Source organism: Sulfurovum sp. (assembly GCA_026990595.1).
GTDB lineage: Bacteria > Campylobacterota > Campylobacteria > Campylobacterales > Sulfurovaceae > Sulfurovum.
In genome coordinates, this window is sequence record JALXCZ010000052.1 from 75296 (window position 1) to 94737 (window position 19442).

31 protein-coding genes, 1 tRNA gene and 1 other RNA gene are annotated in these 19442 nt (G+C 40.4%); 7 read left to right on the forward strand and 26 right to left on the reverse strand.

Features of this window, described 5'->3' with window-relative positions:
- Position 1: 1 nt before the first annotated feature.
- The 20 genes from rplO to rpsJ are packed head-to-tail and all read right to left on the reverse strand — an operon-like array spanning position 2 to position 8628.
- Entirely contained in the window at positions 2-400 is a 399-nt protein-coding gene (gene rplO, locus MVE01_RS10670) for a 50S ribosomal protein L15 (RefSeq protein WP_472562170.1), read from the reverse strand.
- A 10-nt stretch (positions 401-410) separates the two neighbouring features.
- A complete protein-coding gene (gene rpsE / locus MVE01_RS10675) occupies positions 411-869 on the reverse strand; it encodes a 30S ribosomal protein S5 (protein ID WP_067332457.1) in 459 nt (152 codons plus the stop codon).
- Positions 870-878: 9 nt separating this feature from the next.
- A complete protein-coding gene (gene rplR / locus MVE01_RS10680) occupies positions 879-1235 on the reverse strand; it encodes a 50S ribosomal protein L18 (RefSeq protein WP_472562171.1) in 357 nt (118 codons plus the stop codon).
- Positions 1236-1246: 11 nt separating this feature from the next.
- Entirely contained in the window at positions 1247-1783 is a 537-nt protein-coding gene (rplF, locus tag MVE01_RS10685) for a 50S ribosomal protein L6 (RefSeq protein WP_472562172.1), read from the reverse strand.
- Positions 1784-1792: 9 nt separating this feature from the next.
- Positions 1793-2188 (reverse strand): 30S ribosomal protein S8, encoded by a 396-nt coding sequence (gene rpsH / locus MVE01_RS10690; RefSeq protein WP_472562173.1) that lies wholly within the window; start codon positions 2186-2188, stop codon positions 1793-1795.
- A 13-nt stretch (positions 2189-2201) separates the two neighbouring features.
- Positions 2202-2387: a type Z 30S ribosomal protein S14 gene (locus MVE01_RS10695; RefSeq protein ID WP_046551842.1), complete on the reverse strand. Its 186-nt coding sequence runs from the start codon at positions 2385-2387 to the stop codon at positions 2202-2204.
- Complete coding sequence (rplE, locus tag MVE01_RS10700) at positions 2387-2932, reverse strand: 50S ribosomal protein L5 (RefSeq protein ID WP_472562174.1); 546 nt, start codon at positions 2930-2932, stop codon at positions 2387-2389. The genes MVE01_RS10695 and rplE overlap by 1 nt, the downstream gene beginning before the upstream one ends.
- Before the next feature lie 4 nt (positions 2933-2936).
- The gene (gene rplX / locus MVE01_RS10705) at positions 2937-3170 is read right to left on the reverse strand and encodes a 50S ribosomal protein L24 (protein ID WP_472562175.1); all 234 of its coding nucleotides are present in this window, start codon (positions 3168-3170) and stop codon (positions 2937-2939) included.
- On the reverse strand, positions 3170-3538 hold the full coding sequence (gene rplN, locus MVE01_RS10710; protein WP_309497312.1) for a 50S ribosomal protein L14: 369 nt from the start codon (positions 3536-3538) through the stop codon (positions 3170-3172). The genes rplX and rplN overlap by 1 nt, the downstream gene beginning before the upstream one ends.
- The gene (rpsQ, locus tag MVE01_RS10715; RefSeq protein WP_472562176.1) at positions 3538-3786 is read right to left on the reverse strand and encodes a 30S ribosomal protein S17; all 249 of its coding nucleotides are present in this window, start codon (positions 3784-3786) and stop codon (positions 3538-3540) included. Before rpsQ ends, rplN begins: the two co-directional genes overlap by 1 nt.
- A 10-nt stretch (positions 3787-3796) precedes the next feature.
- The gene (gene rpmC / locus MVE01_RS10720) at positions 3797-3988 is read right to left on the reverse strand and encodes a 50S ribosomal protein L29 (RefSeq protein WP_472562177.1); all 192 of its coding nucleotides are present in this window, start codon (positions 3986-3988) and stop codon (positions 3797-3799) included.
- Positions 3975-4400: a 50S ribosomal protein L16 gene (rplP, locus tag MVE01_RS10725; protein WP_472562178.1), complete on the reverse strand. Its 426-nt coding sequence runs from the start codon at positions 4398-4400 to the stop codon at positions 3975-3977. Before rplP ends, rpmC begins: the two co-directional genes overlap by 14 nt.
- A 2-nt stretch (positions 4401-4402) precedes the next feature.
- Positions 4403-5101 carry a 30S ribosomal protein S3 gene (gene rpsC / locus MVE01_RS10730; protein WP_472562179.1) on the reverse strand — a complete coding sequence of 233 codons (699 nt, stop codon included), beginning with the start codon at positions 5099-5101 and terminating at the stop codon, positions 4403-4405.
- Entirely contained in the window at positions 5101-5724 is a 624-nt protein-coding gene (gene rplV / locus MVE01_RS10735; RefSeq protein WP_472562180.1) for a 50S ribosomal protein L22, read from the reverse strand. The genes rpsC and rplV overlap by 1 nt, the downstream gene beginning before the upstream one ends.
- A gap of 1 nt (position 5725) precedes the next feature.
- Complete coding sequence (gene rpsS, locus MVE01_RS10740) at positions 5726-6004, reverse strand: 30S ribosomal protein S19 (protein WP_472562181.1); 279 nt, start codon at positions 6002-6004, stop codon at positions 5726-5728.
- A gap of 11 nt (positions 6005-6015) precedes the next feature.
- Entirely contained in the window at positions 6016-6843 is an 828-nt protein-coding gene (rplB, locus tag MVE01_RS10745; RefSeq protein WP_472562182.1) for a 50S ribosomal protein L2, read from the reverse strand.
- Between the two features lie 9 nt (positions 6844-6852).
- A complete protein-coding gene (locus tag MVE01_RS10750; protein ID WP_295421090.1) occupies positions 6853-7134 on the reverse strand; it encodes a 50S ribosomal protein L23 in 282 nt (93 codons plus the stop codon).
- Position 7135: 1 nt separating this feature from the next.
- The gene (rplD, locus tag MVE01_RS10755; RefSeq protein WP_472562183.1) at positions 7136-7726 is read right to left on the reverse strand and encodes a 50S ribosomal protein L4; all 591 of its coding nucleotides are present in this window, start codon (positions 7724-7726) and stop codon (positions 7136-7138) included.
- On the reverse strand, positions 7726-8307 hold the full coding sequence (gene rplC / locus MVE01_RS10760; protein WP_472562184.1) for a 50S ribosomal protein L3: 582 nt from the start codon (positions 8305-8307) through the stop codon (positions 7726-7728). Before rplC ends, rplD begins: the two co-directional genes overlap by 1 nt.
- A gap of 9 nt (positions 8308-8316) precedes the next feature.
- Entirely contained in the window at positions 8317-8628 is a 312-nt protein-coding gene (gene rpsJ / locus MVE01_RS10765) for a 30S ribosomal protein S10 (protein WP_067332488.1), read from the reverse strand.
- Positions 8629-8818: 190 nt separating this feature from the next.
- Here rpsJ and MVE01_RS10770 point away from each other — a divergent pair, with 190 nt between their 5' ends.
- The 3 genes from MVE01_RS10770 to MVE01_RS10780 all read left to right on the forward strand — a co-directional run bounded on the left by MVE01_RS10770 (position 8819) and on the right by MVE01_RS10780 (position 10191).
- Entirely contained in the window at positions 8819-9892 is a 1074-nt protein-coding gene (locus MVE01_RS10770) for an ATP-binding protein (RefSeq protein WP_472562185.1), read from the forward strand.
- Between the two features lie 58 nt (positions 9893-9950).
- An RNA gene (gene ffs / locus MVE01_RS10775) (signal recognition particle sRNA small type) lies at positions 9951-10048 on the forward strand.
- 55 nt (positions 10049-10103) lie between these two features.
- Positions 10104-10191, forward strand: a tRNA-Ser gene (locus tag MVE01_RS10780).
- A 90-nt stretch (positions 10192-10281) separates the two neighbouring features.
- Here MVE01_RS10780 and MVE01_RS10785 read toward each other — a convergent pair.
- From MVE01_RS10785 to MVE01_RS10795, 3 genes are read right to left on the reverse strand one after another with little or no spacing between them, the layout of a single operon-like run.
- On the reverse strand, positions 10282-11553 hold the full coding sequence (locus MVE01_RS10785; protein WP_472562186.1) for a GGDEF domain-containing response regulator: 1272 nt from the start codon (positions 11551-11553) through the stop codon (positions 10282-10284).
- Positions 11553-13928 carry a transporter substrate-binding domain-containing protein gene (locus MVE01_RS10790; RefSeq protein ID WP_472562187.1) on the reverse strand — a complete coding sequence of 792 codons (2376 nt, stop codon included), beginning with the start codon at positions 13926-13928 and terminating at the stop codon, positions 11553-11555. Before MVE01_RS10790 ends, MVE01_RS10785 begins: the two co-directional genes overlap by 1 nt.
- Positions 13929-13982: 54 nt before the next feature.
- Positions 13983-15038: a patatin-like phospholipase family protein gene (locus MVE01_RS10795; protein WP_472562188.1), complete on the reverse strand. Its 1056-nt coding sequence runs from the start codon at positions 15036-15038 to the stop codon at positions 13983-13985.
- Positions 15039-15115: 77 nt separating this feature from the next.
- Between MVE01_RS10795 and MVE01_RS10800 the strand changes: the two genes are divergently transcribed.
- Positions 15116-15814 carry a hypothetical protein gene (locus MVE01_RS10800; protein WP_472562189.1) on the forward strand — a complete coding sequence of 233 codons (699 nt, stop codon included), beginning with the start codon at positions 15116-15118 and terminating at the stop codon, positions 15812-15814.
- Between the two features lie 156 nt (positions 15815-15970).
- Here MVE01_RS10800 and MVE01_RS10805 read toward each other — a convergent pair whose 3' ends face one another.
- A complete protein-coding gene (locus MVE01_RS10805) occupies positions 15971-16759 on the reverse strand; it encodes a DUF7477 domain-containing protein (RefSeq protein WP_472562190.1) in 789 nt (262 codons plus the stop codon).
- A 138-nt stretch (positions 16760-16897) separates the two neighbouring features.
- On the reverse strand, positions 16898-17686 hold the full coding sequence (locus MVE01_RS10810) for a DUF7477 domain-containing protein (RefSeq protein WP_472562191.1): 789 nt from the start codon (positions 17684-17686) through the stop codon (positions 16898-16900).
- Between the two features lie 111 nt (positions 17687-17797).
- On the opposite strand from MVE01_RS10810, the gene MVE01_RS10815 reads away from it, so the two are divergent.
- From MVE01_RS10815 to MVE01_RS10825, 3 genes are all read left to right on the forward strand, one after another.
- Positions 17798-18256, forward strand: a complete 459-nt coding sequence (locus tag MVE01_RS10815) for a toxin-antitoxin system YwqK family antitoxin (protein ID WP_472562192.1) — start codon at positions 17798-17800, stop codon at positions 18254-18256.
- 2 nt (positions 18257-18258) lie between these two features.
- Positions 18259-18933, forward strand: a complete 675-nt coding sequence (locus MVE01_RS10820) for a M48 family metallopeptidase (protein ID WP_472562193.1) — start codon at positions 18259-18261, stop codon at positions 18931-18933.
- Positions 18934-18996: 63 nt separating this feature from the next.
- Positions 18997-19200, forward strand: a complete 204-nt coding sequence (locus MVE01_RS10825; RefSeq protein ID WP_472562194.1) for a hypothetical protein — start codon at positions 18997-18999, stop codon at positions 19198-19200.
- On the opposite strand, the gene MVE01_RS10830 is transcribed toward MVE01_RS10825, so the two are convergent.
- On the reverse strand, positions 19197-19442 hold a 246-nt coding region (locus tag MVE01_RS10830; RefSeq protein ID WP_472562195.1), incomplete at its 5' end, for a peptide-methionine (S)-S-oxide reductase. The genes MVE01_RS10825 and MVE01_RS10830 overlap by 4 nt on opposite strands.

Genomic DNA, 19442 nt, shown 5'->3' on the forward strand with positions numbered 1-19442 from the left:
CTTATTTTCCGCTTGTTGTTACAGCTTCATCTTTGATCTTAGATGCAAGTGCTTTAGCTGATGCACCGATCAACTTCACTTTTTTTACTGTTTTCTGCAATTTATGAACAGATGCAATACTCTCAAGAGTAATTTCATCAAGCTCAGCGATTGCTTTGATCTTTTCTACATTGATCACATACGGTTTCTCAATTTTAGAAGTGAAACCGATCTTAGGTAATCTTCTGTAAAGTGGCATTTGTCCACCTTCGAAACCTCTTTTTCTGCTGTAACCAGATCTAGCTTTTTGACCTTTGTTACCGCGTCCAGCCGTCTTACCTGTTCCTGAACCTTGACCACGACCAACTCTTTTTCTATTCTTCGTTGATCCTGGTGCCGGTTGTAAATTATGTAAACCCATACTTTACCCCTTACGCTTTGATTCTAGTAAGTGCTTGAATTGTTGCTCTTACCAGGTTATTTGGGTTGTTAGAACCGATTGATTTGCTGAGAACATCTTGGATGCCTGCAAGCTCAAGTACTGGTCTGGCAGCACCACCGGCGATAACACCTGTACCCTCAGATGCCGGTCTAAGAACAATTCTACTTGCATTGAACTTGTGTTCAATATCATGTGCAATTGTTGTTCCCTTGATATTTACTTTTACAAGGTTTTTATGCGCATCATCTACCGCTTTTTTAATCGCATCAGGCACTTCTTTGGCTTTACCAAATCCGTATCCTACAGTACCTTTTTTGTCACCAATAACGACAAGTGCGGTAAATCTGAATCTTCTACCACCTTTTACAACTTTGGTAACACGCCCGATATTAACGATTACTTCTTCAAATTCTTTTTCAATTTCTTCATTATGATTATTGTTTTGCATCATGCTTCCTTAAAACTTGATTCCGGCTTCTCTAAGTGCATCAGCAAATGACGCAACAACACCGTGGTAAAGGTAACCATTTCTGTCGAAAACAACATTCTCAATGTTTTTAGAAGCAAGATTTTTAGCCATCTCAGCAGCTACTTTTTTCACATCTTCCTGGTTAGATTTTAAACCAAGTTTTCTACCATCTACAGAAGCCAATGTAACACCGGTAGTGTCATTGATCGCTTGAGCATAGAAATATTTGTTAGACTTGTAAACAGACAATCTAGGAAGAGTATCTGTACCGAAGACCTTACCTCTCACCCTCGCTTTTCTTTGAGCGCGAAGTTTATTTTTTCTTTTTTGAATACTTTTTAACATACTATCGCCCCTTACTTACCAGCTGCTTTACCAGCTTTTCTGATGATCACTTCATCTGTGTACTTCACACCTTTGCCTTTGTATGGCTCTGGCGGTCTGAATGCTCTGATCTCTGCTGCAGCTTGACCAACTGCCTGCTTATCGCTACCGTTGATTGTAATGACATTCTTATCAACCTTAATTTCAAGTCCCTCAGGAATATCAAAATTGACATCATGAGAGAAACCAAGTTGAAGATTCAATACTTTACCCTGAACAGATGCTCTGTAACCTACACCGTTAATCTCTAAAGATTTCGTAAAACCTTTATCTAGACCAATGATAATATTGTTGAAAAGTGCTCTGTATGTTCCCCAGAACGCTGCGTCCTGCTTTTCATCACCTTTTCTTTCAAAAGTTACTTCTGAACCATCAATACTGATTCCGACTCTACCATGTGTTTCAAGTCTTTTTTCAAGATTGCCTTTTTTAGCCACGAGAGTCGTACCGTCGAGTGATACATCAATACCGCTTGCGACAGTTACTGGTCTTTTTCCTATTCTTGACATCTTGTCTCCTTACCAAATACTACAGATTACTTCGCCACCGATTCCACGTTTAAACGCTTCGTCATTAGCAAGCACACCCTGGCTAGTTGAAACTACCAAAGTACCGTAACCATTTTTAAATGTTCTGATATCATCTTTACCTTGGTGAACACGTCTACCAGGCTTAGATATCTTTTTGATCTCATTAATCACGCTTTTTTCATTGTCGTCATATTTAAGAACCACTTTAATTGTTTTTTTATTTCCATCTTCTTTCACTTTGAAACTCTCAAGGTAACCTTTATCTACAAAAATAGATACAGTTGCTTCAATTGTTTTAGAGTGAAGAAGTGTTGTAACGTCTAGTCTTCTTTGCGCAGCATTTCTTATACGAGTAAGAGAATCTGCAATTATATCTGTCATCATCTTGTTCTTCTCCTTACCAGCTTGCTTTACGCATACCAGGGATCAATCCCTCGTTAGCCATTTTTCTTAAACACACACGGCAAAGACCGAAGTCTCTGTATACTGAGTGAGGTCTACCACAAATATTACATCTTGTATACGCCTGAGTTGAAAATTTTGCTTTTCTCTTCTGCTTAGCGATCATTGATTTCTTAGCCATTAGTTTCTCCCTTTAGCAAAAGGCATTCCCAGCTTCTCAAGAAGTGTAAATGCTTGTTTGTCATCTTCAGTACTTGTTACAATCGTAATGTTCATACCATGTGTTTTAATGATGTTGTCAAACTCAACTTCTGGGAACATTAGTTGCTCCTGAAGACCGAAGTTATAGTTACCGCGTCCGTCAAAACCTTTTCTAGGGGTACCTCTAAAGTCTTTTACTCTTGGAAGTGCAATAGATACGAGTTTATCAAAGAAGTTATACATATTTGCACCTCTAAGTGTTACTCTAATCCCAGAAGGGGCACCTTCTCTTGCCTTAAATCCTGCAACAGATTTCTTAGCATTTACCACTACTGCCTTTTGACCAGCAATAAGTGAGATAGTATCTGTCATGTTTGCAATGAGCTTAGAGTCTTTCCCCTCTTCACCTGCACCCACAGAGATAACGATCTTTTCAAGCTTAGGTGTCTGCATCGGATTAGAAACTCCACACTCTTCACGTAGTGCAGGAACGATGTCATTGTACTTTTGCTTCATTCTACTCATAAGATTATGCCTCTACTTTTTTTACATTGGAGATATGGATAGGCATTTCAACATTTGCAAATCCACCCTCTTTGTTCTGCTCGCTTGGTTTCACAGCTTTTTTAGCCATTTTACAACCTGCAACGATCACAGCATCTTTCTTAGTAAGAACCTGAATAACTTCTCCTGTCTTACCTTTATCATCACCAGCGATAACCATTACCTGATCACCTTTTTTGATTTTGAATGTTTTCGCCATTACCATACCTCCGGTGCAAGTGATACAATTTTCATGAATCCTGCATATCTTGTTTCACGACTTACTGGACCAAAGATGCGAGTACCTATTGGCTCTTTTTTGTCGTCAATGATCACTGCAGCATTGTCATCAAAACGAATAAGTGAACCATTTTCTCTTTGGATCTCTTTTTTAGTTCTAACAACAACCGCTTTAATAACCTTACCTTTTTTCACTTTACCAGTTGGGAGTGCCTTCTTTACAGAAGCTACGATAACGTCACCTACAGATGCATATCTTCTCTTAGATCCACCAAGAACCTTGATACACATAATCTCTTTTGCACCAGAGTTGTCTGCTACATTTAATCTAGTAAAACCTTGGATCATTACACTTCTCCTCTCTTCACGATTTCAAGAAGTCTGAAACTTTTTGTTTTGGAAAGTGGTCTACATTCAACTGCAGTTACTGTATCTCCAACATTAATATCATTTTTCTCATCGTGAATAAGATATTTCTTAAATCTTTTTACTGTTTTGTGATATCTTGGGTGAAGTACACGTCTTTCAACCAATACAGTTGCAGTTTTGTCTCCGGCCTTTTTAATCACAGTACCTGTTATTTGTCTTTTTGGCATAAATGACCCCTTACTTCGATCTAGCAGCAGTGAGTGCTGTCTGGATTCTAGCGATATCTTTTTTCGCTACTCTTAACTCAGAAGTGTTTGTTAATTGCATTGTCTTTTGCTTTGCATTTAACGTAAACAACTCAAGTTTCTTTTCTTTAAGCATTGCCTCAAGATCAGCAACGCTTTTATCTTTCAAATCAATATAGTTCATTGCTATCCTTTGTTGTAATGATTTTACACTTGAACGGCATTTTATGAATTGCTAGCGTCAAAGCTTCTCTTGCGAGATCTTCTTCAACACCTGCCATTTCAAAAATAACTCTTCCTGGCTTGATATTCATAACCCATTTATCAACAGCGCCTTTACCTTTACCCATTCTTGTTTCAAGTGGCTTGGCAGTTAAAGGCTTATCTGGGAAAACCCTGATCCAAGTCTTACCTGTTCTGTTAATTTTTCTAGTCATAGTAATACGTGCTGCTTCGATCTGACGAGAATCAATTCTACCACCTTCAATGGCTTTGATCGCAATATCACCAAATTCGATCTTATTACCTCTGAAAGACTTACCGCGGTTACGCCCTTTTTGCTGCTTTCTCCATTTGGTTCTTTTAGGCATTAACATAGTTATTCACCTCTCTTTCTAGATGGTCTGCGACCACCTTTTTTCTCTTCTTTTGGCTCAGCTTGAATACCTTTTGCTAGTACTTCACCTTTGAAGATCCATACTTTGATTCCGATGATCCCATATGTAGTATGTGCTTCAGCAAAACCGTAATCGATTTTAGCTCTTAGTGTATGCAAAGGAACTCTTCCCTCTAGGTACCACTCTGTTCTAGCCATTTCAGCTCCACCAAGTCTACCTGATACTGAAACTTTGATCCCTTTTGCACCTGATTTCAATGCTCCCTGGATCACTTTTTTCATCGCACGTCTAAAGGCAGTTCTTCTTTCAAGTTGTGTTGCAACATTTTCAGCAGCAAGTTGACCTGAAGCTTGTGGACGCTTCTCTTCTTTAATATTGATCGCTACATCTTTACCAAGCATTTTGATAAGCGTTGCTTTCAACTTTTCAATATCTGCACCTTTTTTTCCGATAATGATACCAGGTCTAGCAGTTACAATATTGATTCTTAATTTTTTAACTGTTCTTTCAATGATGATGTTAGAAACACCTGCATAGAAAAGTTCTTTTTTAAGGTATTTTCTGATCTTGTAATCTTCAGCAATAAAATCAGCTGTTCTTCCTTTTGCCGGAAACCATCTTGATTCCCAGTTTCTGTTGATTCCAAGTCTAAGACCTATAGGATTTACTTTTTGACCCATTACGCGTCCTTTCCGTTTACGAAGTTTTTCGCATCTGCAACAGACTCTTTGAAGTCACCCTTAAAGGTATACTTCTCTTCCATCATTGCAATTTGTGCTTCAGACATATTTGCTACATCTGCATAGGTGAAGATACCCTCATCATTAAGCTTGCCAGCATACACTTTACCGATACCAACAATTTTAGTCAGATCATCACCTTTAGTCTCAGCTTTTTTATTTTCTGATTTCTTGGCTGCTTTAGGTGCTGCTTTTTTAACTGCAGGTTTCGCTGCTGCTTTTTTCACTGGAGCTTCTGGTTCAACAGATGCCACACCTACTTCTACTAAAATGTGTGCCGTTGGCTTGATAATACGTGAAGCAGTACCTCTTGCTCTTGGTCTCCATCTTTTCATGACAGCTGCTTTATCCACTCTGCAAGAAGAGATCACTACCTCTTCAGGTTCATAATCACCGTTAGCCACTGCTGAAGCGATCACTTTAGAGATGATACCTGCTGCCTTATTAGGCATAAATTCCAATGCTGCAAGTGCAAGTTCAGCATTCATGCCCTGCACTTCTCTAGCAATCAGTCTTGCTTTGGTAGGAGAAACTCTTACGAATTTTAATAATGCTCTACTCATCTTAACCTACCTTCTTTTGCACAGAACCTTTGTGGCCCTTAAATGTTCTTGTTGGTGCAAATTCACCAAGTTTGTAACCTACATGATTTTCAGTTACAAATACTGGTACAAATTGTCTACCATTATGTACATTGATTGTCAAACCAATGAACTCAGGGAAGATCACAGATCTTCTTGACCAAGTTTTAATTGGTTTTTTATCTCCAGCTTCTTTTGCCGCTAATACTTTTTTCATTAGGTGACCATCAATGAATGGACCTTTTTTTGTCGATCTTGCCATATCTTAGCCCCTTACTTTTTTCTCTTAGAGATAATTAACTTATCACTAGCTTGTTTCTTACGAGTCTTGAATCCTTTAGCCGGAGTACCCCATGGAGATACCGGATGACGTCCAGAGTTCGTTTTACCTTCACCACCACCATGTGGGTGATCAATTGGGTTCATCGCAGAACCACGTGTCTGTGGTCTGATACCAAGGTGTCTGCTTCTACCGGCTTTACCAATAACAATGTTGGAAAAGTCTTCATTTCCAACAGCACCGATCGTTGCCAGACACTCACCAAGAATGTATCTCATCTCACCAGATGGAAGTCTCAGTGAAACGTACTTACCGTCTCTACCCATGATCTGAGCGTATCCACCGGCAGATCTTGCAATCTGACCACCGTGTCCTGGGCTCATCTCAATGTTGTGTACCAATGTACCAACCGGAATAGCTTTCAATTTCATTGCATTCCCGGTCTTAATGTCAAGCCCATCTTCAGCAGACATGATCTTATCACCGACATTCAAACCTTTTGGCTGAAGTACGTATCTTTTGTCACCATCAACATATTTGATAAGACAGATTCTACAGTTTCTGTATGGATCGTACTCAACAGTAGCTACTGTTCCTTCAATGTTGAACTTATTTCTTTTAAAATCAATGATTCTGTATAGTTTTTTAGCACCTGCTTCTCTGTGACGAGAAGTGATTCTACCGTTACTGTTTCTACCTGCAGATCTCGGAAGATTCTTCAGTAGTGCTCTAACACTTGCTTTAGCAGTGATATCACCACTGTCAAGGTTAGTCATATAACGACGTGAAGGTGTGGTTGGTTTATATGTTTTAATTGCCATCTTCTATCCTTATACCGCTAAGCTTTCGATTTTAGCATCTTCAGGAAGTTTCACATAGAACTTTTTCAAGTCTGGTCTTTTCCCTTCGATACCTTTAAATCTTTTCACTTTACCGTTCACTCTCATTGAGTTTACTCTAAGTGGATTGATCCCGAAGAACTCTTTAAAGACTTCTTTAAGACCGTTTTTAGTCATTCTTGGAGTTGTTTGAACTACGATGACACCCTCTTCCTGAAGAGCCAAACTCTTCTCTGTATACATAATTGATTTAATATCTGTAATATCTGCCATCTTAAGCCTCTTTAGTCAATTTATCAAATATTGCTTTTTCGATCACGATAGAGTGATATGCAGCAGCAAGATAAGCGTTAAGCTCGTTTGATTCAATAAGGTATGCGTTCTGAAGATTTCTGAATGCTAAGAAAGTCTTATCATCGATCATCTCTTTTACCACAAGTACATCTCTTTGCTCAAGACCATTTACGAACGCCAAAGCATCTTTTGTTTTACCAGACTCAATAGCAATATTGTCTACTACAAAAAGTCTCTCATTCGCAGCCATTTCTGCCAGGGCATGGTAAAGTGCAAGCTTCTTTTGCTTTTTGTTTACTTTTTGGTCATAGTTTTTATTTGTACTTGGACCAAATGCAACACCACCACCTACAAAGATAGGAGATCTCAGTGAACCTGCTCTTGCACGTCCTCCACCTTTTTGAGCCCATGGTTTTTTACCGCCACCACTTACAGCAGATCTGTTTTTAGTCTGTGCCGTGTTTGCTCTAAGTCCCGATGCATACGCTTTACAATAAAGGTAAAGGTTATGTGGGTGAACTTCTAAAAATGCTTTTGGAAGGTCTGTTGTTTTAATTACTGTTGTTTTCATTATTTAACTATCCTTACTAATCCTCTAGCACCATTGTGTCCAGGGATCGAACCTTTTAATACTAGGATGCCGTTCTCAGCATCAAATGAGATGACATCATTTTTTACAGTTGTTTTAGTGTTACCGTATTGTCCAGGCATTTTCTTACCTTTTTGAACACGTCCAGGCCACTCAGCATTACCGATAGAACCGATACGTCTACCAAATCTATGCCCGTGTGAACCAGGTCCACCACCAAATCCGTGACGTTTCATACCACCGGAAAAACCTCTACCTTTAGTATCTAAAGATGTTTTTACAAGTGCTGCTTCTGCTAAGGCAGCAGGATTAAGATCACCCGCTTCAGTACCTTCAGCTACTTCAATTGTCATAAATTTGTTAAACTCTTTGGAAACACCAAATTTAGTCTGCTGACCTTCAATGCTTTTATTGAGTTTTTTACTTGAGTTATACGCAACAAGTGCTTTACCGTCTTCTTTCACTTCACAAACTTTCGTTTCAACGACTTTAAGAAGTGTAACTGGAACACTTGGTACATCAACAGTTCTGCTCATACCAATTTTTTCTACAATAAATTCCATTTTCTACTCCTACTTGTCCATTGATCTGATTTCAACTTCGATTTCAGGTGCCAGATCCAACTTCATAAGTGAATCAATAGTATCTGAAGTAGCCGAAACGATATCGATCATTCTTCCGTGAATTCTGATCTCAAACTGCTCACGTGCATCTTTGTTTACGTGTGGTGATTTAAGAACCGTATAACGCTTCAATTTAGTTGGCATTGGAATCGGCCCTCTAATCTCTGCACCTGTACGTTTAACTGCATCTACTATAGCAGCAACTGATCTGTCTAACACTCTGTGATCGTAAGCTTTAAGCTTTAATCTAATTTTTTCCATATTTACCCTTTAAAGAACTCGTTAGCAAGGCAAAGCCAAGGTGCCTAAACACAGGGGATAAACCCTCTAACATAAATTTAGGAATGCGAATTATACCCAAACTTTCTCAAAGGTGCAATACTTTTCAGACTAAAAACGCTACAATATTGAAATTAGTTTCCTTTTTATAAGGAAAGAAAGGCATATTTTCATGGATCTTCTAGAATATTATCATGAGAATCCCCCGGAAAATGACTATTTTGTTTTACGAAAAACAAATCTACCCTCCAGGGGAGATATCAACCTTTATGGTGCAAGGGGATCAGGGAAAACAGCTCTCATATTAGACTACCTCAGCCAGCAGGACAGGTACTCTCTCTACATAGATCTGGAAGACCCAAACCTCATTCTCAGTACGCTGGATACGCTTCCTCTTCAGGCTTATATAGAGGAGTATCATATTAATGAACTGATACTGGATCACTACGAGGAGGGAATGCTTGAATACTTTCCTACTGTCAGCCGTCTTATTGTCATCAGTCGTTTGCCTTTGAAAGAAGAGAAGTTTACGCAGTTGCAACTTTTTCTACTGGATTATGAAGAATTTCTTGCTTTTGAGCCTGCTGCTTCGGGGAGTATTGCATTCAACCATTTTCTCAAGTCAGGCACACTGCCTGAAATGGCAAAACACATCAAGAACAATACACTTTTTATGAAACAGTTCTTCCAGCAACAGTTCAGCCCCAATGAACAATCCCTCATTCTTATTTTGGCACGCTACAATACCCAACCTCTCACCGTGCATCAGATCTATAGTTTTACCAAGGAGTATTTCAAGATCTCAAAAGATTTTGTCTACAACACAATGAAGCAGTTTCAAGAAGAGGGGCTGGTTTACTTTATTGACAATGGCATCAAACGCAGTGGTAAAAAAATGCTTTTATATGATTTTGCTTTTGTAAAGTACCTTACCGCAGGTCAGCCTTTTGGTGCACAATTTGACAGTATGATCGCCCTGACACTTATTAAACACAAAATAGTATTTCGTACGTTAGGTCTGCATGGCTACATCACAGATAATAATGAGCTTATTATTCCCGCTGCTTTTGAGAGCGAAGAACACTTTTGGGTCAAAGCACAAAATAAATTCTCTCTTTTAAAAAAGCATGCTATTGAAAAGATCACCATTGTTACCATTGCCAATAGTTACCATTTTGACATTGAAAAATTACATTTTGAAGCACTTCCCTTCGATGAGTGGAGCATCTCTCATAATGAACAATAACCATAGATCATGTAAATGGGGATCATTAAGCAACGCTTTGCTATAATCCGCTTGCCTCTTTTCAGACCTGTGCAACGGGACTGAGGGACAACGGGTCAGGACGGGAACGTAGCAGCCCATCTCTCTTTCTCGTGTGCCGCAGCCATCTGGGGAGAGGTACTTCACAACTTTAACGTAAAACATCCACTCATGTTTTCAACCTAAGTACTATAGAGAGGTGGCCGAGTGGTCGAAGGCGCACGACTGGAACTCGTGTATGGGGCAACTCATCGAGGGTTCGAATCCCTTCCTCTCTGCCAGTTAAAATTCACAACAACTCTCCACTTCTATACCCACTTGAATTTAATAACAACCATATTATAAGGAATGGGAATCCGATAGAAACCGAATTATTCATTTATTATCACAACCCTGTTTCGCCCACTGTCCTTGGCTTTATACAGCGCTCTATCAACGCGTTCAAACAGACTTTTACTTGTGTCCTCACTATGTACTTCTGTCACACCGAAACTGCACGTTAATTTTTTATCGATACCAAAATCATATTTCTCAATAATCAAACGTAAATGCTCTGCAGTAATTTTAGCATTTTCCAAAGTAGTTCCGGACAAAAGTAAAATAAACTCTTCCCCTCCCCAGCGTGACAAGGAATCTGTAGTTCTTATATGCTTCAAAACAAGGGTAGTGAACAATTTAAGTACATTGTCTCCAACGGTATGACCATGACGGTCATTTACCTGTTTGAAATTGTCAATATCAAGAAGCATAATGCTCAAGTTACTTTGATCCTTTTTGCTTTTATCTATTGCTTTATCAAGTAAAATATTGAATTTGGTACGATTATTAATTTGTGTCAGTTCATCGGTATAGGCTTCATGTTTATATTGACGCTTTTCTTTGACTATAGATGTAACCTCCGAAAAGGTAACAATTATATTTTGACTTTCTGTTTTATCCGATAAAGAGACCAGGAAAAATTTTGATTCTGACAGTTTTGTATCCTGTATTGACACAATACGTTTATCCTCTGCTATTCCTTTTATCTCTTTGATCCACTGTATTTCATTATTATCAGGAGAGAAACATCCCTCTTTCTTCTCAAACCTCTTACTCAAAGATTCATATCTGTTCAAGAACTCTTCAAGCGATGCATACCCTAAAAAAGTAAGCAGTTTTTTGTTATAAAAAACCGGTAACCCATTTTTATTATACACTGCAAGCATTGTATTCTGCATCTGTGCAACATCATTCAATATACTTTCATAGAGTCTTTTCTGTTTTTCAAATTCTATATTTCTATGGATGTCATGTATCTTTTTTTTCAAAAGTCCTAGGTCTACCGGTTTAAGTATATACCCCTCGACCTGCATCTCGATCGCTTCGAGAAAATAATTGTTGTCACTATGTGCCGTTGTGAAGATAATGGTTTGTTCAGGAGAGAGTTCTTTGATCTTTTTTGCCATGTCAATACCATTCATTTTTGGCATCTTTATATCACTGATCACAATATCCGGAGTGTGTAATTGAAAAAGAGCCAACCCTTCTTCTCCATTACCTGCCGTCATCACATCACGGCTATAGCGTTGCAAAAACCTCTTGAGTTCAAACCGTACTTCCGGCTCATCCTCAACGAACAGTATAGTAGGGAGTTTTTGTTTCATCATGGTCTTTCTCTCAGATCAATAACAAAAGAGGCTCCACTCTCTTTGAGATTTATCGCACTTAATCTGCCGCCCATATTCTCTTCAATGATCACTTTGGACATATACAGCCCTATACCTGTGCCTTCTCCCTGCTCTTTAGTGGTAAAATACGGTTCAAATATCCTGTCAAATATCTCCTCTGGTATGCCGGAAGCATTATCACTGATCGTGACCATTTTTTCTTGCAGAACAATAATTATTTCCGGATGCTCCGTTCTACCGTCTTTTAATTCATAAGCAGCATTCGTAAGAATATTCAGAATAACCTGTTGGAATTCACTGCGAAAACCGTAAATGTTAAAATCATCACCGATGATCTTCAATGTTATATTGTGCTTTTTCAAAGAGGCTTCCTGTATGGAAACTGTCTCTTCAATGGCTTTTTTTACACCGAACGCTTCTTTTATTTTATCTACTTTAAAAAAGTTCTTAAAATCGTCTATTGTTTGACTCATGAATTCAATGGTCTCTTTGTTCTTTTTCACATAGTGTTTAATGAATGCTTCATCTACATGACCATCAATAAAATCATATTCAAGATTTTGGATACTCAATCCCAAGGCATTCAGAGGTTGTCGCCACTGGTGGGCGATCGCACCTATCATCTCACCCATGGCTGCCAATTTTGACTGCTCCTGCAAAAGCTGCTGCTGCTTGAGGTTCTCTTCTGTTTTGATCTTCACGGCACTTGCCAGTCCTTTGTTCGCTTCTTTCAAAACATATTGACGGTAAATACCAAGCAGTACGACTACAAGGAAGGCGGCCAAGACATACAGAAGATACCAATAATTAAAAGGTTGAAATGACTGTCTGCCGACCCATCTGTCATAGATCAGCTTATGTTGTTCCCGAGGGATCGTTGCAAGTGCCTTGTCAAGTATCGATAGAAGCAACGGATCATCATTGCGTACTGCAATGGAAAGTCGGAGTCGCATGTCCGTATAACCGGCAATACCGATAGATTTAAGATTGTATTTATTAATGTAAAACGATGCAACGGGCAAGGTGGAGATTGTTGCGTATGCTCTGCCGTCGTCTACCATTTTAAAAGATTCCAGAGCATCATCCGCCTCAACGATATTTACAGCCGGGTAGAGTTTCTGCAGCTGAGCAATAAGAGCTGATCCTTTTTTTCTTGCTATGGGTTTATCTATAATATCCATAAGACTGCTGACAAAGCCCTGATCATCCTTCGTGATGATCGCCAGTTTATAGTCCAAGTACGGATAGGTGAACCGCGCATATGCTTCACGTTTTTTTGTTTTGGCAGCAGCAGGAAGGATATCACACTTCTTCTCTTTCAGATAATGCTGGGATTCACTCCAATTACGTGTAGGCACAGCTTTGAATGTTATATTCAGATCTTTTCCTATCACGTTCATCGTATCAGTAGAGATACCTTTGGTGATAAATCCGTTTGATGTATCTGCAAACTCTATAGGCTGCCAATCAGGATCAATACACATCTTTACCACTCTCTTTTTACGAAGATATGCCAACTCTTCTTTTGTCAACGTCCCGGTAACCGGGATCTTTAACTCTTCTGTGCCTATCCATTTCTCTTTTATGGCATTCAGCTCACTATTACTCACGCTGTACATTGCTTTTTGCAGAATATCTCTTAAGGTGGCTTTATCAGGGGATGTTGCGATATTCAGATCCAGAGACAGTCGTCTGTCATTGATCAGATGCCCATAGGCAAGATAGAGTTTATTGTCCTTCATAAGATAACGCAGAATACCACTGCTTCCGACCGTTGCATCACTGCTTCCATTTTTTACCGAAACAATACAACTGCGTGCATTTTTTTCAAGTTTTAATGTGATATCAGGATGATAGGCTTCCAAAAAATGCTGCATAAAATAACCTTTTATGACTGAAACCGTCTTCCCGTCCAGATCCCGTAATGTTTTTATTTTGGCATCATTGGTAAATATGGCTTTTTTGGTTCCTGCATAAGGCTGTGTAAAATGAAGGAACTTTTCTCTTTGCGGTGTACGCATGATATTGAGCATCACATCGATCTTGTTATGACGAGCCATGTCCATGAATTCTGCCCAGGTATGTCCGGATATATATTTCACTTTGATGCCCAGTCTTTTTGCCAGAAGATCAAGATAATCAATGGAAAAACCTTTGGGCTTTCCATCTTCAATAAAATTATAGGGAGGATAATCTGCTTCATTGTGTGCAGTGATCACAGGATGTGATTTAAGAAAGTTTTTCTCTTCTTTTGTCAGGTGTATACTTTTATTATGTTCCACAGGAGCTGCGTAAACAAGAACCAAACCCAAAGAGAGTAAAATAGCTATGGTTTTAAAAAGGGTTTTCATTCGTTCTTTTTCCTTAAAAAATCTAAATTCATATTGTATTCTACCCTATTTATGTCAAATTTCTGTCAAATACCTATCGAACATCTTCATTGCCGTGGTATACCCGTTTGCCTGCAAAGACTCAAAGTCTGCCTGTGACATTTTTTTAAGGTTGGTAGCGACTGACTTGGCGGAGTGAGCATCCTGTTCCAGGCTTGCATATTCGGTTCCTATGCGTATATGCATACAGTCTCCTTTGTTTTCATGCAGAAATTTGTGAAAGAGCCGTACTTTCAGGCTGCGTATCTGCTCGGTTGAGACATCGATGATCCTGCCTACACGGCTCCAGTAGCGTACAGACTCCGTCTCCAAAGGCTTTGAGGCATCACTGAGCATCGCAAAGTCGATCCCTTTGGCAAACTTTGTAAAATTCTTCTTGATCAGAACTTCGATCCCAAGATTGTCATAAAGCCCGCCATCATACAGCAGCAGACTTTTTTGCTCAGGCATGCTCTTCGGGAAGAAGTCATACTTCCGTGTTTTCAGCTTTAACGGTCCTATGCCTATGGGAAACCCTGCTGATGCAGCAATGGCATCTGCCAGATCCATCTCCGGGTAGGTTACATATCCCAACCCGTAACTTCCCATCTTCTGCTTTTCTATCCGCCAGGACTTTCCCGTCTCCAATACCGTGGTATTGATGCTCCATACGGGATGCTCAGCAATATCCTGCATATTGACATCGATCTTCCAGTTTTCTCTCAGGGTGTAGGAAAGCATAGAGTGTCGGTTGATAAAGGTAAGTTTCTTAAGCATATTCAGCAGTGCACTTCCCTGCAGGGAGTGTTCCGTAAAGTAGGGACGCACATGGGGGAGTATGTTCTCCAGATAGGTTCTACTGTCGGGGAAGTTGTAGGCATTGAGCCTGTAGATGAGCGCCATGACCACCGAACCTCCGGAAACGGTGGAGAGACGCTTCACATTCTCCAGCAGCCCGTTCTCCGCCAAATAGGAGAGTACCCCCAGATGGAACACTGCCGCCCTGTGTCCGCCGCCAGAGAGTGCCAAGCCTATCTTCCTATCTTTAAATGTTTGGTATACGGAGTTGTTCTCACTTCTATCTACAGACATCTTTTTCCTTTTTCCTACAAATATCATAACATATTTAGGTAATTTTTTTAATGTACAATAGTAAAAAGGAGCACTTCATGCAAAAACTAACGGTCAGACAGATACGTGTTATTTTCCAACGTAACAACCTCGACCGCTACTTCTGTCTGGAACTCATCAGGCTTTTGGAACTTTATAAAGAGATGTTCAAGATCAACACAGAACTCAGAAGAGTCAGGTTTCTGGCACAGGCGGTACATGAAACACTCATCAACCGTCACGGAAAAGTAGTTCCCAGAGAGAACCTCAACTACACTCCTGCAGGGCTTATGCGTATCAGCAGGTTCTTCCGAACCCATGAGGCGTTGGCACGCAAATACGGGCGTACCCAAATACATAAAGCCAATATCAAAGCCATAGCCAACCTCATGTATGCAGACAGGAACCGAAGCAAAAAATACAAACTGGGCAACATCTGGGCAGGAGACGGCTATGCTTTCAGAGGGATGTTCATGCTCCAAAGCACAGGGCGCACAAATGTCATGAAAGATATCAATCACATCAAAAAGATGACTGGCATAAACCTGCTTGACGAAACCAGACGTCCCTACCCAAAGGCAGTCAATTCCTATACCGTCTACATCATAGGCGGTATGGCACACTGGCACAGAACAGGCATGTACAAACTCCGCTCCACCAACGCCATCACGAACAGACTGAACAAGGGTCTTCCCAAAAGTATGAAACGCGAAAGACTGGCTACGGCTTTACGGGTCAAGAAGTATTTGATGGGGTAATATAATTTTACATTATTACTGCATCAAACTTTCGGGGATTTGCTTGACGTGGTAATAAGTCTACAAAACCTCCAATGAAGCCTTGCACTCTTCAAACCTTCTCTTGTACCAGATCAGGTTTTTCTGATAGCTCCTTGACCTTAGCTGTTGTCAGTATCAATACCTGCCGTTGGCAAGGTCTATGAGAGAGTAACCTGCTTTCCAGTACTTACGGATGGTCTTTCTGAAATCTTCAATATCTTCATTGTTGGCAAAGACCTCTTCTCTGGGCTTGTCAAACTTGGCAAAGAGCAGGAACCACTCAGATGCAGTGTACTCAATGTTGACAATACGGTACCCCTCTTTCCATCGTCTCTTGATCTGCCTTGCGACATCTACCCATTCCTCTACTTTGTCGTAAGCCTGCTCTTTAAAACTGGTATTTTTGGCAAAAATACCTGTCCAGTATCCTTCTGCCTCTTCTACATCGACCAGCATGGAGCCCTCTTTCCAATGCGTGATAATGCTTTTCTCGAAAGCTTCCCAGTAACGCGTGGAAACAAATGTCACCTCTTTGGTCTTGCCGCCTTTGGCAAATACCCCCAGCCACTCTCCGGCACCATACTCGATATTAATGAGAACAAACCCCTTTTCTTTGTAGGCATTAACTGTTTTTGCGAACTTTTTCAAGTCACGTCTGTGCATATAGGCTTGCTGTGTATAGCCTGCACCCCTGCCGTAGAGTACCATCCAGACATCATGCCCGTAGGAGATATCGATGATGTCTGAGCCTTTCTCCCATTCTTTGTCGATAGCATTCTTAAGATGCAACAGGCTTTTACTTGTAGTATAGGACTGTCCTGTGTAAGGCGTGTTCTTTGCAAAAACACCCACCCAGAAACTGTCTGCGCATATTATCACAGGCAGAACTGCAAATATAACGATCCATCCTTTTCTCTTTTTCATTGGCATTCTCCTCAAAAGTTTTCATAAAACAAATAGTATATTATAAGTTTTACTGAATTATATTGTACCCTGTTTTTTAATAATTTAGAACAATGAATCCTCTGAATAATCTCGATATTCAGAGGGTTTAAACAAATGTCACTTTCTCGCCTCTGCAAGATCGGTAATGCGGTACCCTTTCTGCCAGTACTTGTCGATGAGCCGTCTGTATTTCCCATATTTGCCACTGAGCACATAGGTCTCCTGACGGGGCTTGTCACGTTCGCAGAAAAGAGCGAACCAGAGGTTGTTTCCGTACTCCAGACTCTGCAGACTGTACCCCTCTTTCCACTTTTTTGCAATGATCTTTTCCAAATGTTCTTTATCTTCTGCAAGAGCATAACTCTGTGCCTTGAATGGTGCTTTCCTTGCAAAAACAGCTGTCCAGTACCCTTCTGCCGCTTCTACATCTATGAGCTTCATCCCCCTCTCTTGCTCTCTTTTTATCTCATATCTTAACGTTTTCGCATCTCGAACGACCACCAACTCCGTTCCCTCTATTTTGCCGCCTTTCTGAAAAACAGCAACCCAGGCACCGACCCCGTTCTCCACATTACTCAACGCATATCCCTTTTTTTCGTAGCGGTTGACAACATCCTGAAATTCATGCATGATCCTACGGTGTACATACATCTGTCTCTTGGCAGCTGTTCCCTTGCTCAAGACCACCGACCAGCGTCTTGGAGAATGGGAGATGTCAGTGATCGCATACCCCTCTTTCCAGGCTTTTTTCAGCGGAGTTGTCAAGTTGTCAAGTTTTGTCGTAGCAAGCAGCCTCTGCTCCTTCAGACCACTCTCTTTTGCCAATAAAGCGACCCAGAAAAAATCTGCCTCTGCAAAGGAAGGCAACAGCAGGAACATTACTGTCACATAGTATAAGGATCTCATCCTGTTTCTCCTTTTTTCTCTATGATACCATAACCCGGCATGGCTCTTTTTGAAAGCCAAAGTAATTTATTGTATACTAATGGCAATAATTCAATTTTGAAGGTTCATTCTATGAAAAAAACAACACTGTTCCTTTCTCTTCTGTTAGTGATATTCATGACCGGCTGCAGTACCTCCGATATTTCTGTCCCTTTCGGTAAAAAAGTAAAAAAAGAGTACTTCACCGGAGGAAAGGTCCGTTCCGAATTCATTATGAGTGACAACACAGGAAAGAACGGTATTCTTAAAAAATATGGTTATGACGGGAAAGTCACTTCTGTCGCCCACATCAAGAATGGTGTCAATGACGGGGTAGAGACATGGTTTGACAAGCATGGTCGTGTACTGATGAAAGTCCCTTATGTCAACGGGAAAAAAGATGGCATACAGGAAGCATACTACGAGAATGGGGATGTCATGATCTCCACTACCTATGTCAATGGTGTCAAGAATGGTAAGGCAGTTGCCTACAACAAAGATGGCAGCATCCACAGACAGGTCACTTTCAGAAACGGGAAGATCATCGATTGAGTATGTCTCTTCTACCGCGATACAGACATATCATCAACCCTAAACTCAAACATACCTACCTGACATTTGATGAGGGGGGAGACCTTATCATCAAATCTCCAAGGGTCTCACAGCACTACATAGAAAAACTCCTTATTAAAAAATCTTCCTGGATCAACCGTTCAAGAGAAAAACTTATACAGAAAAAGGATAATACTTTAGATTACTCCAGGCAGACAGAGATCTATTTCCATGGGAAAGCCTATCCTCTGATACTGAGTCAACAGGCAAAAAAGAGAACCGAACTAAGCTTTGAAAATGGCACATTCATACTCCGCTACCATCGTTATGATGAAACTCTTTTTCAAAAACATATTGACAAATTCTACAAAAAGGAAGCCTCTGCATTCATCCCTGCACAGGTTGAGTACTGGGCATCTGAAATGAAACTGACCCCCAACAGGATCTCTTTTCGTAAAACAAAGCGTCAATGGGGAAGCTGCAACATGAAAAATGACCTGAGTTTCAATACTATGGCAATGAAGCTTCCTTTGGATGTGATACAATACCTCATCGTACATGAGCTGGCACATATCGAGCATAAGCACCATCAGAAAAGTTTTTGGGCACGGGTGGAGAAACATCTACCGAACTACAGGCAACTTGTGGCTGAACTAAAAACCTATAGTACCGTTTAAGGAGTTCCCATCGATTTTTATCTTTTAGCCTTTTTACTTATTGTCCTTATCGGATCGGTCAGTGTGTATATCTATTATCTTAAAGAGAAAAAAGAGCATCTTGACAGCATCAAGAGAGGCTTCTGTCCAAAATGCAGACAAAAGAGCATAGAACTCACAGACCAGCGTTCCGGCGGCTGTTCCGGACCGAAGATACTCTCTTTTGAATGTACAGAGTGTGGCTATACCAACAGCTTTGCCGTAGAAGGCGGGGGAGGCTGCAGTTAAAACCTCTTCACCCGCCTATGACAGTACGGGGTTCCCCCTTTACGCTTATAATGGTTCTGATGGTATGCTTCTGCCGTATAAAAAGGTTTTTTCTCCAAAACCTTTGTAGCGATCGTCAAGCCTTTGCTCTGCAGTATTTTGATCAGCCTTTCTACTACTTTTCTCTCTTTTGCATTGTTGACGAATACTGCCGAGAGGTATTGACTCCCAATATCAGGTCCCTGTCCATTCTTTTGTGTAGG

Bases quoted from the DNA above. Each gene is read 5' to 3' on its own strand.
- rplO (WP_472562170.1), bottom strand. From the start codon at position 400: ATGGGTTTACATAATTTACAACCGGCACCAGGATCAACGAAGAATAGA.
- rpsE (WP_067332457.1), bottom strand. From the start codon at position 869: ATGCAAAACAATAATCATAATGAAGAAATTGAAAAAGAATTTGAAGAA.
- rplR (WP_472562171.1), bottom strand. From the start codon at position 1,235: ATGTTAAAAAGTATTCAAAAAAGAAAAAATAAACTTCGCGCTCAAAGA.
- rplF (WP_472562172.1), bottom strand. From the start codon at position 1,783: ATGTCAAGAATAGGAAAAAGACCAGTAACTGTCGCAAGCGGTATTGAT.
- rpsH (WP_472562173.1), bottom strand. From the start codon at position 2,188: ATGATGACAGATATAATTGCAGATTCTCTTACTCGTATAAGAAATGCT.
- MVE01_RS10695 (WP_046551842.1), bottom strand. From the start codon at position 2,387: ATGGCTAAGAAATCAATGATCGCTAAGCAGAAGAGAAAAGCAAAATTT.
- rplE (WP_472562174.1), bottom strand. From the start codon at position 2,932: ATGAGTAGAATGAAGCAAAAGTACAATGACATCGTTCCTGCACTACGT.
- rplX (WP_472562175.1), bottom strand. From the start codon at position 3,170: ATGGCGAAAACATTCAAAATCAAAAAAGGTGATCAGGTAATGGTTATC.
- rplN (WP_309497312.1), bottom strand. From the start codon at position 3,538: ATGATCCAAGGTTTTACTAGATTAAATGTAGCAGACAACTCTGGTGCA.
- rpsQ (WP_472562176.1), bottom strand. From the start codon at position 3,786: ATGCCAAAAAGACAAATAACAGGTACTGTGATTAAAAAGGCCGGAGAC.
- rpmC (WP_472562177.1), bottom strand. From the start codon at position 3,988: ATGAACTATATTGATTTGAAAGATAAAAGCGTTGCTGATCTTGAGGCA.
- rplP (WP_472562178.1), bottom strand. From the start codon at position 4,400: ATGTTAATGCCTAAAAGAACCAAATGGAGAAAGCAGCAAAAAGGGCGT.
- rpsC (WP_472562179.1), bottom strand. From the start codon at position 5,101: ATGGGTCAAAAAGTAAATCCTATAGGTCTTAGACTTGGAATCAACAGA.
- rplV (WP_472562180.1), bottom strand. From the start codon at position 5,724: ATGAGTAGAGCATTATTAAAATTCGTAAGAGTTTCTCCTACCAAAGCA.
- rpsS (WP_472562181.1), bottom strand. From the start codon at position 6,004: ATGGCAAGATCGACAAAAAAAGGTCCATTCATTGATGGTCACCTAATG.
- rplB (WP_472562182.1), bottom strand. From the start codon at position 6,843: ATGGCAATTAAAACATATAAACCAACCACACCTTCACGTCGTTATATG.
- MVE01_RS10750 (WP_295421090.1), bottom strand. From the start codon at position 7,134: ATGGCAGATATTACAGATATTAAATCAATTATGTATACAGAGAAGAGT.
- rplD (WP_472562183.1), bottom strand. From the start codon at position 7,726: ATGAAAACAACAGTAATTAAAACAACAGACCTTCCAAAAGCATTTTTA.
- rplC (WP_472562184.1), bottom strand. From the start codon at position 8,307: ATGGAATTTATTGTAGAAAAAATTGGTATGAGCAGAACTGTTGATGTA.
- rpsJ (WP_067332488.1), bottom strand. From the start codon at position 8,628: ATGGAAAAAATTAGATTAAAGCTTAAAGCTTACGATCACAGAGTGTTA.
- MVE01_RS10770 (WP_472562185.1), top strand. From the start codon at position 8,819: ATGGATCTTCTAGAATATTATCATGAGAATCCCCCGGAAAATGACTAT.
- MVE01_RS10785 (WP_472562186.1), bottom strand. From the start codon at position 11,553: ATGAAACAAAAACTCCCTACTATACTGTTCGTTGAGGATGAGCCGGAA.
- MVE01_RS10790 (WP_472562187.1), bottom strand. From the start codon at position 13,928: ATGAAAACCCTTTTTAAAACCATAGCTATTTTACTCTCTTTGGGTTTG.
- MVE01_RS10795 (WP_472562188.1), bottom strand. From the start codon at position 15,038: ATGTCTGTAGATAGAAGTGAGAACAACTCCGTATACCAAACATTTAAA.
- MVE01_RS10800 (WP_472562189.1), top strand. From the start codon at position 15,116: ATGCAAAAACTAACGGTCAGACAGATACGTGTTATTTTCCAACGTAAC.
- MVE01_RS10805 (WP_472562190.1), bottom strand. From the start codon at position 16,759: ATGAAAAAGAGAAAAGGATGGATCGTTATATTTGCAGTTCTGCCTGTG.
- MVE01_RS10810 (WP_472562191.1), bottom strand. From the start codon at position 17,686: ATGAGATCCTTATACTATGTGACAGTAATGTTCCTGCTGTTGCCTTCC.
- MVE01_RS10815 (WP_472562192.1), top strand. From the start codon at position 17,798: ATGAAAAAAACAACACTGTTCCTTTCTCTTCTGTTAGTGATATTCATG.
- MVE01_RS10820 (WP_472562193.1), top strand. From the start codon at position 18,259: ATGTCTCTTCTACCGCGATACAGACATATCATCAACCCTAAACTCAAA.